We start from the raw sequence: 15,126 nt of genomic DNA, 5'->3' as shown, positions 1-15,126 counted from the left end.
CGATCGCGTCCTCGAGCTCGCGCCGGAGATGATGGCGGCTTGAGCAGACGACGGTCGGCAACGACCGGTTCGCAATTTGGAAGTGTCCCGTTCGGGATAGGAAATAGAGGCTCACATGAGAACTTGTCTCGTCGTCGATGATTCCAGCGTCATCCGCAAGGTTGCGCGCCGGATCCTGGAAGGCCTGGATTTCCAGATCCTCGAAGCCGAGGATGGCGAAAAGGCTCTGGAAGCCTGCAAGCGCGGTCTACCCGATGCGGTGCTGCTCGACTGGAACATGCCGATCATGGACGGCTATGAATTCCTCGGCCATCTGCGCCGCATGCCCGGCGGCGACCAGCCGAAGGTGGTGTTCTGCACCACCGAGAACGACGTCGCCCACATCGCGCGCGCGCTGCATGCGGGTGCCAACGAGTACATCATGAAGCCGTTCGACAAGGACATCGTGACGGCGAAGTTCCAGGAAGTGGGACTGATTTAGGTTCGCGCTCCACTCCGGAGGCTGAACGGTCTTCGGCGTTCGTTTCCAGTAGCCGTTTCAGTCGCAGTTTGGTGAGTAATGAGTGTTGCGTTTGCAGGGAGTTCGTCGGTGAGCCCGTCGCGTGAAGGGCCGCTGCGCGTCATGGTCGTCGATGACAGCGTCGTCATCCGCGGCCTGATCTCGCGCTGGATCGGCGCCGAGCATGACATGGAGGTCGTGGCTTCCTTGCGTACCGGGCTCGAAGCGGTCAACCAGCTCGAACGCATCAACCCCGATGTCGCCGTGCTCGACATCGAAATGCCCGAGCTCGACGGCATCTCGGCATTGCCGCAGCTCCTCGCCAAGAAGCGCGACCTCGTCATCATCATGGCGTCCACGCTGACCCGCCGCAATGCGGAGATCAGCTTCAAGGCACTCTCGCTCGGTGCCGCCGACTACATTCCGAAGCCGGAATCGACGCGCGAGACCTCGGCCGCCGACATCTTTCACCACGATCTGATCCAGAAGATCCGCCATCTCGGTGCGCGGCTCCGCAGGAAGCCGGCGGTCTCCAGCCCGCCGCTGGCTCCTGCGAGCCCGGTGCCGGTTGCACGCGAGCCCGCCGCGCGCTCGGCTGCGCCGGCACCTGTCGCACCGGCGGCCTCGCCGCTGTCGCTGGTCAAGCGCTCGTTCTCGGCGCAGGCGCCGAAGGTGCTGCTGATCGGCTCCTCGACCGGTGGCCCACAGGCGTTGATGACGCTGGTGACCGAGCTCGGTCCTGTCATCGATCGTTTCCCGGTGCTGATCACCCAGCACATGCCGCCGACCTTCACCACGATTCTCGCCGAGCATCTGGCGCGTTCGAGCCGCCGTCCCGCGCATGAAGGCATCGACGGCGAAGCCGTGAAGCCCGGCCACATCTATCTCGCGCCCGGCGGCAAGCATATGCGCGTGGTGCGCTCCGGCGCCGACGTTGCGATCGCGCTCGATGACGGCCCCGCCGTCAACTTCTGCAAGCCCGCGGTCGATCCGCTCTTCACCTCGGCCATCGACATCTGGCACGGCGGCATTCTGGCCGTGATTCTCACCGGCATGGGCTCGGACGGCATGCGTGGCGGCAAGGACATCGTTGCCGCCGGCGGCAGCGTGATCGCGCAGGACGAAGCCACCAGCGTCGTCTGGGGCATGCCGGGCGCCGCCGCCAATGCCGGTATCTGTGCTGCGATCCTTCCGCTCAATCAGATCGGATCCAAAGTCAATCGCCTGTTTGCGGGAGATCGTTCGTGACGCCGTTGGACTATGAGTTTTTGCGTAAGTTCCTGAAAGAGCGCTCCGGTCTCGATCTCTCCGCCGACAAGCAATATCTCGTCGAGAGCCGCTTGCTGCCGCTTGCCCGCAAGGCGGGGCTCGGCGGCATCCCCGACCTCGTACAGAAGATCAAGGGCGGCGACGGCAAGCTCACGACCGACGTGGTCGAGGCGATGACCACCAACGAGACCTTCTTCTTCCGCGACAAGGTCCCGTTCGATCATCTGCGCGACACGATTCTGCCCGGACTGATCCAGGCGCGCGCCGCGCGCAAATCGCTGCGAATCTGGTCGGCGGCGTCGTCGACCGGGCAGGAGCCTTATTCGATCGCGATGTGCCTGAAGGAGAAGGCTGCGTCTCTCGCCGGCTGGCGCATCGAGATCGTCGCCACCGATCTCTCGCAGGAGGTGCTGGAAAAATCCAAGGCCGGCATCTACAGCCAGTTCGAGGTGCAGCGCGGCCTGCCGATCCAACTGCTGGTGAAATACTTTACGCAGTCCGGCGAGATCTGGCAGCTCAATCCCGACGTCCGCTCGATGGTGCAGTTCCGTCAGCTCAACCTGCTGCAGGATTTCTCCCATCTCGGTAGCTTCGACGTCATCTTCTGCCGCAACGTCCTGATCTATTTCGACCAGGACACCAAGGGCGTGATCTTCGAACGCATGGCGAAGTGTCTGGAAGCGGACGGCACGCTGCTGCTCGGTGCGGCCGAATCCGTCGTCGGCATCACCGATGCCTTCCGTCCCGTCGCCGACCGCCGCGGCCTCTACCAGATCAACCCGGTCCGCGGTGCACGGCCCGCCGGCGCGCCGCTATTCTCGGGCATGAAGGTCGCCGCGGCGAGGTGAGTGCTTTCTTCCTTCTCCCCTTGTGGGAGAAGGTGGCGCGCAGCGCCGGATGAGGGGTTGCTTCACCGAGTTCATGCACGAGTGGTCAATCGCGGAGAGAGACCCCTCACCCGTCTCGCCGCTATCGCGGCGAGCCACCCTCTCCCACAAGGGGAGAGGGAAAGAAGAATCATCCTCACAAAATCGCGTGCGGCAAGAAGCGCGAGCCGTTGCCGGTGATCGGACTTTCGTCCTCGCGGATCGAGAGTCCGCACGGCTCGTGGTTCACCAGCCAGCTTCCCACCACCGCATAGTTGCCGGAAAAGTTCGGCAGCGGCGACAGGGCCTGGCGCACAAAGCCTTCGGCGCCGTAGGGGCCGGCGTGCTCATCGAGCGAGTGGCCGCCCGAGACCAGCGTCACATTGGCGCCCTCGCGCGACAATAGAGGCTTGCGCACATAGGAGCTGCCGAGTTCGGCTGCGCGCGGATCGTCCTCGAAGAAGGCCGGCAGCAGATTTGGATGATTGGTGAATGCCTCCCAGAGCAGCGGCAAAATGCCCTTGTTGGAGAGCACGGCCTTCCATGGTGGCTCGATCCAGCGCGTCGGCGCCGTGCTGAGCTTGGCGCCGAAGGCGTCGTGAAACATCCACTCCCAGGGATAGAGCTTGAACACGCGCGTCATGTCGCGATCGTCGAGATCGACGAAACCGCCGCCATCGTCGCGCCAGCCGATGTCCTCGATGTCGAGCAGCGTCGTCGAAAGTCCCGCCTGCCGCGCGGTGTCCTCGAGATAGGCGAGCGTGCCGGCATCCTCCTCATTGCCGGTGGTGCCGGTGAGGTGCAGATGCGCGCCGGGCGCAATCTCCTTCCAGGCCTCGATCAATCGCTCGTGGATCGAGTTGAACTGGTCGGCGCGTGCAGGGATGATGCGGCGCTCGATCGCTTGCTCCAGCCAGGTCCATTGAAACACCGCGGCCTCGAAGATCGAGGTCGGCGTGTCGGCGTTGTATTCGAGCAGCTTTGCGGGACCGTTGCCGTCGAATTTCAGGTCGAGGCGTCCGTAGAGACTGCGATCGTCGCGCTCCCAGCTCTCGACGATCAGACTCCAGAATGTGTCAGGGATTTTCAATCGTTGCAGAGAGCGCTCGTCCCTCACGATGCGACCGGCGAGTTCGACGCACATCGCATCGATCTCGCCGGTCGGCGTCTCGATGCTGCGCTCGATCTCGTCCAGCGTGAAGGCGTAATAGGCGCGCTCGTCCCAGTAGCGTTCGCCGTCGATGGTGTGGAAGTCGAAGCCGCATTGCTCGGCGGTTTGCTGCCAGTCATCGCGCTCGGGACAGGTGATGCGCCGCATGAGTTACCCGCCGCCACCGTGGCCGTGGCCGCCATGTCCATGCCCGCCATGACCCTGGCCGCCATGTCCGTGAAAGCGATGCAGCGTGCCGCCGAAGCCGCCATAGGTCGGACGGCAATAGGGTCTGCCGTCGATGCCGGGAACGGCCGTCATGCCGGGTCCGCAGTCATAGGGGCGGCGGACCATTCCCATCGAGACCGCGCTGACCGCGGCACTGCCCATCATGGTGAGCAGGACCCTTCGTGAGCGTTTCATGCGGCGTCTCCTCCTTGGCGCCACTTAAGCAGACAGGGCGAGCTGCGTGAATTCACGGCTTCGCGCCTCAGCCGCCGCCGGAGAAGCCAAAGCCATGCGCAAACGAGCCGAAGCCACCGCGCGTCACGCCGCCAGAGCCGCCGTCCGATGAGCCGGACGAGGAATGGCTCGAGGAGTCGCCGCTGAAGTAGCTCGAGCGCGACGACCAGTGCGAGGAGCCACCGCTGCCGGACGAACTGCGCGTCGAGCAGTTGGTCGAGGACTGCGCCGCCATGCCGGGCGCGGGCGGGTCGCAGTTCTGGCTCGGCATCAGCATGAAAGCCGTGGAGCCGACCGCGATCGTGCCCATCACCAGCAGCGCAACGTGGCCGGAGCGCTTGGTCGGCTCTTGCTGCGGCAGCTGCAGCGGTGCGGGCAGCCGCGGCCGCCGCTTGCCAAAATCCTTGCTGGAGGGCTTCTCGGTCATGTCAGTAGATCATGCAGGCGGCGTTGAGGAGGCCCGCGGCGAGCGAGGCCAGCCCCAGCCAGATCGCCGGCGCAAGCTCGCCGGCGGCGATCCGCTCCGACAGGTTCGGCACCGGGACGCGCACCAGATAGAACACGATGACCTGGACGATCAGTGCGATGAATGCCCAGATCAGGCAGTCCAACACGTTGGCGGAATGCGCGATGGCGCTGACCAGCGGCGCCACGAAGCCGAGCAGGCTCAGGCCAAGCGCGATGGCGGCGGCCGGATCGTTGTCGCGGATGAGCTGGAACTCGTTGTGCGGCGTGATGCGGGTGTAGACGAACAGATACGCTACGATCGCGACCAGCCCGGTGCAGAAATAGACCAGAAAGGCGGGCAGCCCCGCGAGCGATTGCAGAATCATCGTACCCCCTTGCCGGCGACCATTGGTCGGGCTCGGGAGGATAGCGGTTCAAGTCTTAAGGCTTCGAACCAGGCCCCAAAAACGAGAACCCCGCCGTTTGCGGCGGGGTCCAGTCGGGAGGAGCGAGCCCCTTTGGAACTCGCGACAGAATGGCTTTACGCCGGGATGCGCTCTTCGTGCTCGTGCGGCTCGCGCAGCACGTAGCCGCGGCCCCACACGGTCTCGATGAAGTTGCGGCCTTCGGAGGCGTTGGCGAGCTTCTTGCGGAGCTTGCAGATGAAGACGTCGATGATCTTCAGCTCGGGCTCGTCCATGCCGCCATAGAGGTGGTTGAGGAACATTTCCTTGGTGAGAGTCGTGCCCTTGCGCAAGCTGAGCAGCTCCAGCATCTGGTATTCCTTGCCGGTCAGATGCACGCGCTGGCCGCCGACTTCCACCGTCTTGGTGTCGAGGTTGACGACGAGGTCGCCGGTCTGGATGACCGACTGGGCATGGCCCTTGGAGCGGCGCACGATCGCGTGGATGCGGGCCACCAGCTCGTCTTTATGGAAGGGCTTGGTCATGTAGTCGTCGGCGCCGACGCCGAGACCCTTGACCTTGTCCTCGATGCCGGCGAGGCCGGAGAGGATCAGAATCGGTGTCTTGATCTTGGAGACCCGGAGCTGCTTGAGCACGTCGTAGCCGGACATGTCGGGCAGGTTGAGGTCGAGAAGGATAATGTCGTAATCGTATAGTTTACCGAGATCGACGCCTTCTTCCCCCAGATCGGTCGTGTAGACGTTGAAGCTCTCAGACTTCAACATCAGCTCGATCGACTGCGCGACGGCGCTGTCATCTTCAATCAGCAAAACGCGCATGCCAGTTCCCCATAGTCGCCGCTCCGGGCGTCAGGTCGGCCGCATTCGCGGCACTCAACAAACGCCTTTGAACAACTGATTCGGATCCTGACTGGACATGGTTAACAAAGTCTGATTCCGGAACGCAAGACCTCGCGGTGCAATTTTTGTCGAATCGCCCTAAGATGTTGCGTAAGAAGCAGCTTTTGTCACCCAATCCCGTTCAAGTTCCGCTTTAAGAGACGGGCCTAACCGACTCTTGCGACTCCCCTTCTTCTGAAGGGCGGACGCTCAGTCACAAAGACAGTGACGCAATGATTAATGATGCGGGTAAACACGGAGTTAAGCGCCGTTCAGAAATATGGCGAAATTTAAGGGTTTCGCCATGAACGCACCCTGGAGGGCGTTTCCATGAAGGCCTTGGCCGAGCAGATCGGCGATATCGACGGCGTCAATATATACGGGCGCGTCGTCGGCGTGCGCGGCCTGATGGTCGAGGTCGCCGGCCCAATCCACGCGATGTCGGTCGGCGCGCGGCTCGTCATCGAGACCGGTGCCAGCCGTTCGATTCCCTGCGAGGTGATCGGCTTTTCCGGCAACAACGCTGTCGTGATGCCGTTCGCAGGACTGGAAGGCGTGCGGCGCGGCTGCAAGGCCGTCATCGCAAACGCTGCCAACCAGGTGCGGCCCTGCGCGGCCTGGCTCGGCCGCGTCGTCAATGCGCTCGGCGAGCCGATCGACGGCAAGGGGCCGCTGCCGCAGGGGCCGTCGCCGATGCCGTTCCGCAACGCACCGCCGCCGGCGCATTCGCGCATGCGCGTGGGCGCGCCGCTCGATCTCGGCGTGCGCGCGATGAACACGTTCCTCACCTGCTGCCGCGGCCAGCGCATGGGCATCTTTGCGGGCTCCGGCGTCGGCAAATCCGTGCTGCTCTCGATGCTCGCGCGTAACGTCGATGCCGATGTCAGCGTCATCGGACTGATCGGCGAACGCGGCCGCGAGGTGCAGGAGTTCCTGCAGGACGATCTCGGCGAGGAAGGCCTGGCGCGATCCGTCGTCGTGGTCGCGACCTCGGATGAGCCGGCGCTGATGCGTCGTCAGGCCGCGTATCTCACGCTCGCCGTCGCCGAATATTTCCGCGACGAGGACAAGGACGTGCTGTGCCTGATGGACTCGGTGACGCGCTTTGCCATGGCCCAGCGCGAGATCGGCCTGTCGGCCGGCGAGCCGCCGACCGCCAAGGGCTACACGCCGACCGTCTTCACTGAACTGCCAAAACTTTTGGAGCGCGCAGGCCCGGGCTTGAGCACAGGCGCCATCACCGCGATCTTCACGGTGCTGGTCGACGGCGACGATCATAATGAGCCGATCGCGGATGCGGTCCGCGGCATCCTCGACGGCCATATTGTGATGCAGCGCTCCATTGCCGAGCGCGGCCGCTACCCCGCCATCAACATCCTGAAATCCGTCTCCCGCACCATGCCGAAATCGGCCGATCCGCAGTTCTGGCCGACCATCCAGAAGGCGCGGCAGGTGATGGCGACCTATGCCGACATGGAGGAACTGATCCGGCTCGGGGCCTATCGTGCCGGCTCGAGCCCCGAGGTCGACGAGGCGATCCGGCTGCACGAGCCGCTGGAGGCCTTCCTGCGACAGCGCAAGGACGAAAGCGCCTCGCTGGCCGACGGATACCGCCAATTGGCGCAAATCCTGAGCAATTTGGAAACGGAACGCTAACTTTGTCAGGCCATCATCCGCCCCACAGAGTAGCAAAGCCGGTCGGGGCCCAACTTGTGGCCTATGGGGCGACCGGTGTTGTCCCACGCGCAGCTAGGGGACTTCTGGGGAGTACGAGTCGATGAAGTCACGTGAAACCCTCATCCGCCTGAAGAAATTTCAGGTCGACGAGAAGCGCCGCAGGGTCGCCCAGATCGAAAGCATGATCGCTGACTTCCAGCGCATGTCGACCGATCTCGAGCGCGAGATCCTGACCGAGCAGGAGCGCGCCGGGATCAACGATCCCTCGCATTTCGCTTACCCGACCTATGCCAAGGCTGCGATCCAGCGCCGCGAGAACCTGACCCGCTCGGCCGACGAGCTCAAGGGCCAGCTCGAGGAAGCCAAGGCCGCACTCGGCGAAGCCTTTGAGGAAATGAAGAAGGTCGAGCTCCTGGACGAGCGCGACCAGGCCCGCGAGCGCGCCGAAGAGAACGCCCGCGAGCAGGCCGATCTTGACAGCATCGGCCTGATGCGGGCCCGGATGGGCGCCATCGCCTAAAGGCACCCTTGGAACTCAGCGAATTGGAAAACCCGGGCCTCAGGGCCTGGGTTTTTGCATTTGATGTCCACAGTGTGGCCGTCCGCCCCTTGGTGGCGGGCTTTTCCGCGCGCTATGGTAGCAAGTGACGGAGGGCCTTGCGGGAAACGCAGGGCGCAGGTTGGCGACTTCAGGTGTGGCTTGGGGGACTGAATGCTGACGCCAGCGGAGCTGGTCTGGCTGATCGCAGCGGTTGCGAAGGGCGACGAGGCGGCTTTCGAGCGGCTCTACGGCGCCACGCGCGCGAAACTCTTTGGCGTCGTGCTCCGTATCTTGCGTCGACAGGATCTTGCAGAGGAGGTCGTTCAGGAGACCTACGTCAAGATTTGGCACAACGCGGGCCAGTTCAATCCGGCCTTGTCGTCGCCGATCACATGGATGGCGTCGATCGCGCGCAATCGCGCGATTGATCTGGTGCGCAAAAAGACGGAGTCCTCGATCGAGGAGGAACCCGCGGCGATGGAAGTTGCCGCCGACAGCCCCGATCCCCTGGCGCGCCGCGAGATGACGGAGGAACTGAAACGGCTCCTGGAATGCGTCGGCCGGCTCGAGCCGGACCGTCAGAAGCTCGTGCTGCTCGCCTACTACAACGGCTGGAGCCGCGAGCAACTGGCCGAGAAATTTTCAGCGCCGGTCAACACGGTGAAGACCTGGCTGCGGCGAAGCATGATGGATATTCGGGAATGTCTCGGTCTGTAAGGAGACAGGGACTGTGAGGAGCTTGGACTGTCGTTGATGGCCTACACGGAGGACCATATCGCGCTCGCTGCGGAATATGCGCTCGGCACGCTCGATGCCGAGGAGCGCGCGCAGGTCGAGACCATGATGGCGGTGGACAAGGAGTTCACCACGATCGTGCATGCGTGGGAATTCCGGCTCGGCGTGCTCAACCAGATGGTGGGTTCGGTCGAGCCGCGCCCGATCGTGTGGGAGAATATCAAGGCCGCGATCGGGCAGACCGCCGCGCCCCAGGAGCCGCTGGTGCTGCCGGAGGCGCCGCCGCCGCCGCCGGTCGAAGACGTCAAGCCGACCGACTTCGATGCGATCCGTCAGGTCCCGATCGTCGACGACACCAACGTCATCTATCTCGAAAGCCGCGTGAAGCGCTGGCGCAATATCGCCTCGGCCATCGGCGCGCTTGCGGCGGCGCTGCTTGTGACGTTGGGGCTCGAGGTCTTCAAGCCCGACGCGCTGCCGGGCGCGATCCGTCCCGCGCCGCGCATTCAGACGGTCGAGGTGAAGACGCCTGCCGCGCCGCTCGCATCCGCCTCGCAATATGTTGCGCTGTTGCAGGGTCAGAGCGGCGGCCCCGCTTTCATTCTCACCATCGACGGCGCCACCAAGAATTTCACCGTGCGCAAGGTTGGCGCGACGCCGGAGGCCGGCAAGAGCTACGAACTCTGGCTGATCTCCGACAAGCTGCCGCGCCCTCGCTCGCTCGGCGTGATCGGCGGTGGCGACTTCACCGCACGGCCGGTGCTGTCGTCCTACGACGCCGACGTGATCAACGCCGCGACCTACGCCGTCACCGTCGAGCCCGCCGGCGGCTCCCCCAGCGGTCAGCCGACCTCGGCGCCGGTGTTTTCCGGCAAGCTGATCGAAACGGTCCCGCCGTCCCCGCCGCAGGCGCCTGCGAAGAAATAACCCTTCGGAACAAAGATATGGGCATGTCGCTCCAGTCCATATTTCCCGTCGCCCGATGACAATCTCCCTCATTTGAACCTCTTCCCGTTTCGTTGCGTCAAATTCGCGCAATGAAGGGGCGAGAGATCATGCTGGATTCAACGCGGACACCGCGCATCTTCCACCATCAATATGCGGGCCTGCCGCGCGGGCCGGCCTTCGAGGAATGGCGCGACCGGGCCTGCGGCCGTTGTGGGCTGGACGTTGCGCCAAGCCGTGGCGAGACGATCGAGAGCCGGCTGCAGATCAGCCTCGTCGGCAACGTCACGCTGGCGATTCCAGAAGGCGCCTCCGCAAAATTCACGCGCACGCAAGATGCGCTGTCCGACGGTTGCGACGATCTCGTGCTGATCGCCGCGCATGCAGGCAATGTCCGGGTCCAGCAGAACGGGCAGGCGATCGAACTCGCACCGTCTCAGATGGTGCTCGCCGACATGAGTGCCACAGGCAGCGTCGGTCACACCGATGACGACCGCTTCACGACGATCCGCATGCCGCGCAAGGCGCTGCTCGACATCAATCCGCGCGCCGAGGATCGTCTCGCGCAGGTGCTTTCCGATGGCGCTGTCGCCGAGACCATCTCAAGCTATCACGCGCTCGCCGCCAATCACGGGCCGTATCTCGATGCGGTCGGCCAGCGTCTCACCGCGCAGCATATGGTCGATCTCGTCGGCCTCCTGCTCGGCACCGACGAAGAGCACGCCGCACTTGCGCGCGGTCGCGGTCAATCGGCTGCGCGTCTCGACCTGATGCGCTCCGACGTGATGACCGCGCTCGATCGCAACGATCTCAGTCTCGCCGGTGTCGCTTCGCGCTGCGGCCTGAGCCCGCGCCAGGCGCAGCGCCTGTTCGAGCAGGCCGGCACCACCTTCACTGAATTCGTGCTCGAGCAGCGGCTGCTGCTGGCGCGCAAATTGTTGCAGGATCCGCGGGCGCGCGTCCGCAAGATCAGCGACATCGCGCATTCCGCCGGCTTCTCCGACTTGTCATACTTCAACCGCGCCTTCCGCAAGCGTTTCAGCGCGACGCCATCCGACCTGCGCGACATTAGATAGCGGCTGCAATCCTTCAGTGTGAGTGTGATCGGCGCACGCACTGCGCGTAGACTCCACATGTTGGGCGCGCCATGTGCACGGGATAGTGCGCAAAGTGTTTCGCACGGAACCATTTTATCGCCTTGCGAAGACGACTCGAAACAATCACATTCTATCGTAAGCTCTATTGCTGGGGCTGCGGTGCCGTCAGCGAGGAGTTTTTCGCGAATTGCCCGCGGACATTTTTGAAGATCGTTTTTTGACCAGATCATTGACGGTCACGCTGCCGTGACCAGGAGGGTGCTATGGGCGGGATCATTGTCCGGCCGTTTGCCCTGCTTGCATTGTTGGTGTTCACAGCGCCGCACGTGATGGCGCAATCGTTGCAACAGGGATCTCCAATCGCATCTCCGACGAATGTTGCGCTCGGGAACGGCAATGCCGCCGTGCTCGACTTGCGCGCCGCAAAGCCGCTGTCGCGTCGCGAGGAGGCGGCGCTGCGGCCGCAGGATCGGTTCAGGGAATGCGCGCACTGCCCCGACATGATCGTCGTTCCCGACGGCGCCTTCATGATGGGTGCGTCTTCAGATGAGATCGGCAGCGTTGACGACGAACGGCCGCAGCATCTTGTGACGGTGCAGCGCTTCGGCGTCGGCCGGCAGCCGGTGACGCTGGATGAATGGCAGGCCTGCGTCGCGGCGCGGGGCTGCAGCCGAGAGCTCGCTTCGGCGGGACACGAAGGCGATCCCGTTGCCGGCATCCTGTGGGAGGAAGCCAGCGAATATGTGCAGTGGCTGTCGCGCAGCACCGGCCGGCCGTACCGGCTCCTAAGCGAGGCGGAGCGCGAATATGTCACGCGCGCCGGCACCACGACGGCGTTCTGGTGGGGGGATATGGCCGACCCGCGTCAGGCCGATGCGGCAAGCGCCAATCTGATCGCCGATGTCGGGATCGTTGCAGGCATGACGCTAGCCTCGACGCCTGGGGGCGCCAATCCGTTCGGCCTGTTCGGAGTCCATGGCGGCGTCTACGACTGGGTCGAGGATTGCTGGCATGGCAATTACATCGGCGCGCCGACGGACGGGTCTGCCTGGATCGAGGCGGATTGCGCCGGCCACGTCCTGCGCGGCGGCGCAGCAGCCCGTTCGCTCCAGACCCGCCGCTCGGCCGCACGAATCTGGTTTGGCTCCCCCAACCGCATGAGCTATATGAGCTTGCGCGTCGCGCGAACATTGGGGCGGTAGAGGTTGATCCCTGGGCGGATCGCGCTCGAACGACAAGCCGGACGGACAAGGATGTCGCGTATCGTTGTGCTCGGGGCGGGGTTCGCGGGGCTATGGGCCGCGATTGGCGCTGCGCGGAAGCGCGATGAAGCAGGTCTCGCCGGCCGCGATGTCGAAATTGTCGTGATCGACCGCAATCCCTATCACAACATCCGCGTCCGCAATTACGAGGTCGATCTCAGCGAAGCCGCGATCCCGCTCGGACAACTGCTCGATCCGGTCGGCGTGGTTCATCGCATCGGCGAGGTCGAGGCGATCGATCCTGCAAGGCGTCGAATCTCGCTCGTCACCGGCGGCGGCGAGGAGGTGCTGACTTATGACCGGCTAGTGCTTGCCCTCGGCAGCGAAGTGCCGCGCCCCGACATTCCCGGTTTCGCGGAGCACGCCTTCGACGTCGACACCTACGCCGCTGCGCTTCGGCTCGACGATCATCTCGCCTGGCTCGGCCGCAGCGGGCCGTCGCCGGGACGAAGTAACGTCGTGGTGGTCGGTGCTGGCTTCACCGGCATCGAGGTCGCGGCCGAGATGCCGGACAAGCTCCGGCGCGCCGGTATCAATGGCGGCCACCGCATCATCCTCGTCGATCCAAACCCCGTGGTCGGCGCAACCATCGGCGACCACGCGCGGCCCGTCATCACCGAGGCGCTCTCGTCACTCGAGGTCGAGACGCGCCTCGGCGAGCGCGTGACGGAAGTCGAAGCCGGCGGCGTCAGACTGAGCTCCGGTGAACTCATCCCGGCGCAGACTGTGGTGTGGTGCGCCGGCATGCGGGCGAGCCCGCTAGCTGCCGGCCTGCGGGTCGAACGCGACCGTCACAGCCGCATCCTGGTCGATCCCTTCATGCGGGTCGCCGATCTCTCCCATGTCTTTGCCGCTGGTGACGTCGCCTCGAGCGTGGTCGACGGCCTGCATCCCACCGTCATGTCCTGTCAGTTCGCGCGCCCGATGGGCCGCTTCGCCGGCCACAATGTGATGGCCGATCTGCTCGGCCTGCCGATGCTGCCGCTGCGGATCGACTGGTACGTGACCGTGCTCGATCTCGGTGCGTGGGGCGCGCTCTATACGGAAGGCTGGGACCGCGAGGTCCGCACCAGCGGACAGGCCGCGAAGGCAACCAAGCTGACCATCAACCACAAGCGCATCTATCCGCCGCTCACCGGCAGCAAGGAAGACCTGTTCGCCGCCGCCGCGCCGACCGTGCAGGCTCCGCCACCGACTTACAGCGCGGCGTCTCCGTCGCGGAAGCCGTAGCGGTTCATTCGATCACCTCGTCTGCGCTGGCCAGCAATGTCTGGGGCACGACGACCCCGACGGCCTGTGCCGTCTTCGCGTTGATCGACAGCTTGAAACTCGTCGGCTGACGGAACGGCATCTCGGCCGGATTTTCGCCGTCCAGTATCTGCGCAATCTGGTCTCCAGCCTGCCGCAGTGCGTCGTGCAGGTCGCGATAATAGGCCATCAAGCCGCCAGCCAGCGCGAGATCGCGAAACGGGTACATTGCAGGCAGCCGCGTCCCGGCCGCGACGTCGATCAACGCCTTGCTGTTCGAGAGGTGTTCAGGTTCGTCAGACACCAGCAGAAGCTCGGCTCTTGCCGCTTCGATCTCACCGACAGTTCGGGAATAGGCGGCGTCATTAAAAATGCTGCCAAGGTCAACGTGAGTCAGGGTGAGCTTCAACAACTGCGCGGCCTCTCGCACCGCCGCAGCCTGAGGCTGCTTCCAGGCGGGGTGAGGATGCAAGATACGCAAGCCGCGACGCATCCGGCTTTGTCTCACGCAACAGGGACAATCGCTTGCCATGGAGGTCGATGCCCGCATCGATGGTGATGCCTGTCACGTTGCCACCGGGGTGCGCCAGACTGGCCGCGATGCCGGTGAGCAGGGGATCGCCAATGATGGTCACGATGGGGATCGTTCGCGTTGCGCCTTTCATCGCAAGCGTCATCGGATTGGCAGTGGTGAAAATGGCCTCCGGGTTGCTGCTTACGACGGTTCTGGCGATATCGGCATACCCATCCAATCGCCCTGCGCCCGAATAGCGCTCGATGACCAGATTTTGCCCCTCAACGAAACCATGTTTGGCAAGTTGATCGTACAGAGTCAGATAATACGGGCTGGTCTTCAGTTCCTCGATAGTGCGGCCGGGCGCCACGACTGCGATCCGGCGCTGCCGTTTCGACCGCTGGCCCTGTGCAACCGCGGGCCATGCACCAAGCGCGCCGGCGCTCGAGATGAGAAAATCCCGCCTTCGCATCGTTCGCCCATCCTTTCGGAACGAGCCTAGCAAATAGGATTGAAGCGTGAGACCCCCGACGTGAGAAAGCGCCCGTGGGGGGCGGGCGCTTTCTGTAGTCGACTTGGGGTTGGGGTCGTCTACATATCCACGTGGCGACTTTGGGGGGCTGGTAAAGAGCCGCGTGAATTCATGAATTCCGTGAGATCTCCTAGCGCACCAATGACGCGTTCGAGCTCGTGATCGCGACCGGCTTGCCGGCCTTGATGACGCGGGCGGTCTGGGTCAGGCCATCGTCCGAACCCGTGCGTGCCGTGAAGCCGAGGCCCGCCACCGCGATGCCAGCGACAAGGGCGACGACCACGATCTTGAGATGGGTCGAGCGATCCGCGCTGTAAATCGAGTGGTTCATGGAAGCCTCCTGCCGCCATCTACCCGAAGTAGTCGCCAGCCCGTTCAGGCAGGTTCATGCTTCCGGTGCCCAACAACCTAGTATTGGGGAGATTCGTTCCCAAGGGGCGATCACAAGAGCGTGATAGAACTTGAACTTTCGCGATCGAAAAGTCGCGATTCTGAATATTTATTAAGATAGATCAGTTTGTTAGGTGAATCGTTGGGGTTTCCCGTGTGAGTCCGGGGTTTGACCCCAAAAAGTCAAAA

18 protein-coding genes are annotated in these 15,126 nt (G+C 63.9%); 10 read left to right on the top strand and 8 right to left on the bottom strand.

Translation table 11 applies throughout. The features are described from left to right. Positions 1 to 115 precede the first annotated feature (115 nt). The 3 genes from C2U70_RS26475 to C2U70_RS26465 all read left to right on the top strand — a co-directional run bounded on the left by C2U70_RS26475 (position 116) and on the right by C2U70_RS26465 (position 2,616). Positions 116 to 481 carry a response regulator gene (locus tag C2U70_RS26475; RefSeq protein WP_008138864.1) on the top strand — a complete coding sequence of 122 codons (366 nt, stop codon included), beginning with the start codon at positions 116 to 118 and terminating at the stop codon, positions 479 to 481. 78 nt (positions 482 to 559) lie between these two features. Further along, positions 560 to 1,747: a protein-glutamate methylesterase/protein-glutamine glutaminase gene (locus C2U70_RS26470; protein WP_140981568.1), complete on the top strand. Its 1,188-nt coding sequence runs from the start codon at positions 560 to 562 to the stop codon at positions 1,745 to 1,747. Further along, positions 1,744 to 2,616, top strand: a complete 873-nt coding sequence (locus C2U70_RS26465; RefSeq protein WP_140981567.1) for a CheR family methyltransferase — start codon at positions 1,744 to 1,746, stop codon at positions 2,614 to 2,616. Before C2U70_RS26470 ends, C2U70_RS26465 begins: the two co-directional genes overlap by 4 nt. A 175-nt stretch (positions 2,617 to 2,791) precedes the next feature. On the opposite strand, the gene C2U70_RS26460 is transcribed toward C2U70_RS26465, so the two are convergent. The 5 genes from C2U70_RS26460 to ctrA form a co-directional block, all read right to left on the bottom strand. Next, positions 2,792 to 3,952 carry a glutathionylspermidine synthase family protein gene (locus C2U70_RS26460; RefSeq protein WP_140981566.1) on the bottom strand — a complete coding sequence of 387 codons (1,161 nt, stop codon included), beginning with the start codon at positions 3,950 to 3,952 and terminating at the stop codon, positions 2,792 to 2,794. A 3-nt stretch (positions 3,953 to 3,955) separates the two neighbouring features. Further along, a complete protein-coding gene (locus C2U70_RS26455; RefSeq protein WP_140981565.1) occupies positions 3,956 to 4,207 on the bottom strand; it encodes a hypothetical protein in 252 nt (83 codons plus the stop codon). A 67-nt stretch (positions 4,208 to 4,274) separates the two neighbouring features. Next, positions 4,275 to 4,673 (bottom strand): hypothetical protein, encoded by a 399-nt coding sequence (locus tag C2U70_RS26450; RefSeq protein WP_140981564.1) that lies wholly within the window; start codon positions 4,671 to 4,673, stop codon positions 4,275 to 4,277. Between the two features lies 1 nt (position 4,674). Continuing rightward, positions 4,675 to 5,079 carry a DUF350 domain-containing protein gene (locus C2U70_RS26445; RefSeq protein WP_140981563.1) on the bottom strand — a complete coding sequence of 135 codons (405 nt, stop codon included), beginning with the start codon at positions 5,077 to 5,079 and terminating at the stop codon, positions 4,675 to 4,677. Positions 5,080 to 5,234: 155 nt separating this feature from the next. Beyond that, a complete protein-coding gene (gene ctrA / locus C2U70_RS26440; protein WP_008138878.1) occupies positions 5,235 to 5,936 on the bottom strand; it encodes a response regulator transcription factor CtrA in 702 nt (233 codons plus the stop codon). A gap of 390 nt (positions 5,937 to 6,326) precedes the next feature. On the opposite strand from ctrA, the gene fliI reads away from it, so the two are divergent. The 7 genes from fliI to C2U70_RS26405 all read left to right on the top strand — a co-directional run bounded on the left by fliI (position 6,327) and on the right by C2U70_RS26405 (position 13,483). Next, complete coding sequence (fliI, locus tag C2U70_RS26435; protein WP_140981562.1) at positions 6,327 to 7,652, top strand: flagellar protein export ATPase FliI; 1,326 nt, start codon at positions 6,327 to 6,329, stop codon at positions 7,650 to 7,652. A 121-nt stretch (positions 7,653 to 7,773) separates the two neighbouring features. After that, positions 7,774 to 8,193 (top strand): flagellar export protein FliJ, encoded by a 420-nt coding sequence (gene fliJ, locus C2U70_RS26430; protein WP_140981561.1) that lies wholly within the window; start codon positions 7,774 to 7,776, stop codon positions 8,191 to 8,193. 192 nt (positions 8,194 to 8,385) lie between these two features. Then, the gene (locus tag C2U70_RS26425) at positions 8,386 to 8,931 is read left to right on the top strand and encodes a sigma-70 family RNA polymerase sigma factor (protein ID WP_140981560.1); all 546 of its coding nucleotides are present in this window, start codon (positions 8,386 to 8,388) and stop codon (positions 8,929 to 8,931) included. A 36-nt stretch (positions 8,932 to 8,967) separates the two neighbouring features. Beyond that, positions 8,968 to 9,876, top strand: a complete 909-nt coding sequence (locus C2U70_RS26420; RefSeq protein WP_140981559.1) for an anti-sigma factor — start codon at positions 8,968 to 8,970, stop codon at positions 9,874 to 9,876. Positions 9,877 to 10,004: 128 nt separating this feature from the next. Further along, a complete protein-coding gene (locus C2U70_RS26415) occupies positions 10,005 to 10,970 on the top strand; it encodes an AraC family transcriptional regulator (RefSeq protein WP_246666870.1) in 966 nt (321 codons plus the stop codon). Between the two features lie 284 nt (positions 10,971 to 11,254). After that, positions 11,255 to 12,193: a formylglycine-generating enzyme family protein gene (locus C2U70_RS26410; protein ID WP_140981558.1), complete on the top strand. Its 939-nt coding sequence runs from the start codon at positions 11,255 to 11,257 to the stop codon at positions 12,191 to 12,193. Positions 12,194 to 12,244: 51 nt separating this feature from the next. Further along, positions 12,245 to 13,483 (top strand): NAD(P)/FAD-dependent oxidoreductase, encoded by a 1,239-nt coding sequence (locus tag C2U70_RS26405; RefSeq protein WP_140981557.1) that lies wholly within the window; start codon positions 12,245 to 12,247, stop codon positions 13,481 to 13,483. Positions 13,484 to 13,487: 4 nt separating this feature from the next. Here the strand turns inward: C2U70_RS26405 and C2U70_RS26400 are convergent, their stop codons facing one another. The 3 genes from C2U70_RS26400 to C2U70_RS26390 form a co-directional block, all read right to left on the bottom strand. Then, positions 13,488 to 13,913, bottom strand: a complete 426-nt coding sequence (locus C2U70_RS26400; RefSeq protein WP_186294484.1) for an ABC transporter substrate binding protein — start codon at positions 13,911 to 13,913, stop codon at positions 13,488 to 13,490. Continuing rightward, on the bottom strand, positions 13,885 to 14,487 hold the full coding sequence (locus C2U70_RS26395; protein WP_140981555.1) for an ABC transporter substrate binding protein: 603 nt from the start codon (positions 14,485 to 14,487) through the stop codon (positions 13,885 to 13,887). Before C2U70_RS26395 ends, C2U70_RS26400 begins: the two co-directional genes overlap by 29 nt. 190 nt (positions 14,488 to 14,677) lie before the next feature. After that, on the bottom strand, positions 14,678 to 14,878 hold the full coding sequence (locus tag C2U70_RS26390) for a hypothetical protein (RefSeq protein ID WP_140981554.1): 201 nt from the start codon (positions 14,876 to 14,878) through the stop codon (positions 14,678 to 14,680). Positions 14,879 to 15,126 lie beyond the last annotated feature (248 nt).

The organism is Bradyrhizobium guangdongense, from assembly GCF_006483445.1.
Taxonomy (GTDB): domain Bacteria; phylum Pseudomonadota; class Alphaproteobacteria; order Rhizobiales; family Xanthobacteraceae; genus Bradyrhizobium; species Bradyrhizobium guangdongense_A.
The sequence above is the reverse complement of the archived record's forward strand: the minus strand, read 5'-3'. Positions and strand labels throughout refer to the sequence as shown.

Bases quoted from the DNA above. Each gene is read 5' to 3' on its own strand.
- C2U70_RS26425 (WP_140981560.1), top strand. From the start codon at position 8,386: ATGCTGACGCCAGCGGAGCTGGTCTGGCTGATCGCAGCGGTTGCGAAG.
- fliI (WP_140981562.1), top strand. From the start codon at position 6,327: ATGAAGGCCTTGGCCGAGCAGATCGGCGATATCGACGGCGTCAATATA.
- C2U70_RS26445 (WP_140981563.1), bottom strand. From the start codon at position 5,079: ATGATTCTGCAATCGCTCGCGGGGCTGCCCGCCTTTCTGGTCTATTTC.
- C2U70_RS26460 (WP_140981566.1), bottom strand. From the start codon at position 3,952: ATGCGGCGCATCACCTGTCCCGAGCGCGATGACTGGCAGCAAACCGCC.
- fliJ (WP_140981561.1), top strand. From the start codon at position 7,774: ATGAAGTCACGTGAAACCCTCATCCGCCTGAAGAAATTTCAGGTCGAC.
- ctrA (WP_008138878.1), bottom strand. From the start codon at position 5,936: ATGCGCGTTTTGCTGATTGAAGATGACAGCGCCGTCGCGCAGTCGATC.
- C2U70_RS26450 (WP_140981564.1), bottom strand. From the start codon at position 4,673: ATGACCGAGAAGCCCTCCAGCAAGGATTTTGGCAAGCGGCGGCCGCGG.
- C2U70_RS26395 (WP_140981555.1), bottom strand. From the start codon at position 14,487: ATGCGAAGGCGGGATTTTCTCATCTCGAGCGCCGGCGCGCTTGGTGCA.
- C2U70_RS26475 (WP_008138864.1), top strand. From the start codon at position 116: ATGAGAACTTGTCTCGTCGTCGATGATTCCAGCGTCATCCGCAAGGTT.
- C2U70_RS26405 (WP_140981557.1), top strand. From the start codon at position 12,245: ATGTCGCGTATCGTTGTGCTCGGGGCGGGGTTCGCGGGGCTATGGGCC.
- C2U70_RS26390 (WP_140981554.1), bottom strand. From the start codon at position 14,878: ATGAACCACTCGATTTACAGCGCGGATCGCTCGACCCATCTCAAGATC.
- C2U70_RS26420 (WP_140981559.1), top strand. From the start codon at position 8,968: ATGGCCTACACGGAGGACCATATCGCGCTCGCTGCGGAATATGCGCTC.
- C2U70_RS26470 (WP_140981568.1), top strand. From the start codon at position 560: ATGAGTGTTGCGTTTGCAGGGAGTTCGTCGGTGAGCCCGTCGCGTGAA.
- C2U70_RS26410 (WP_140981558.1), top strand. From the start codon at position 11,255: ATGGGCGGGATCATTGTCCGGCCGTTTGCCCTGCTTGCATTGTTGGTG.
- C2U70_RS26415 (WP_246666870.1), top strand. From the start codon at position 10,005: ATGCTGGATTCAACGCGGACACCGCGCATCTTCCACCATCAATATGCG.
- C2U70_RS26455 (WP_140981565.1), bottom strand. From the start codon at position 4,207: ATGAAACGCTCACGAAGGGTCCTGCTCACCATGATGGGCAGTGCCGCG.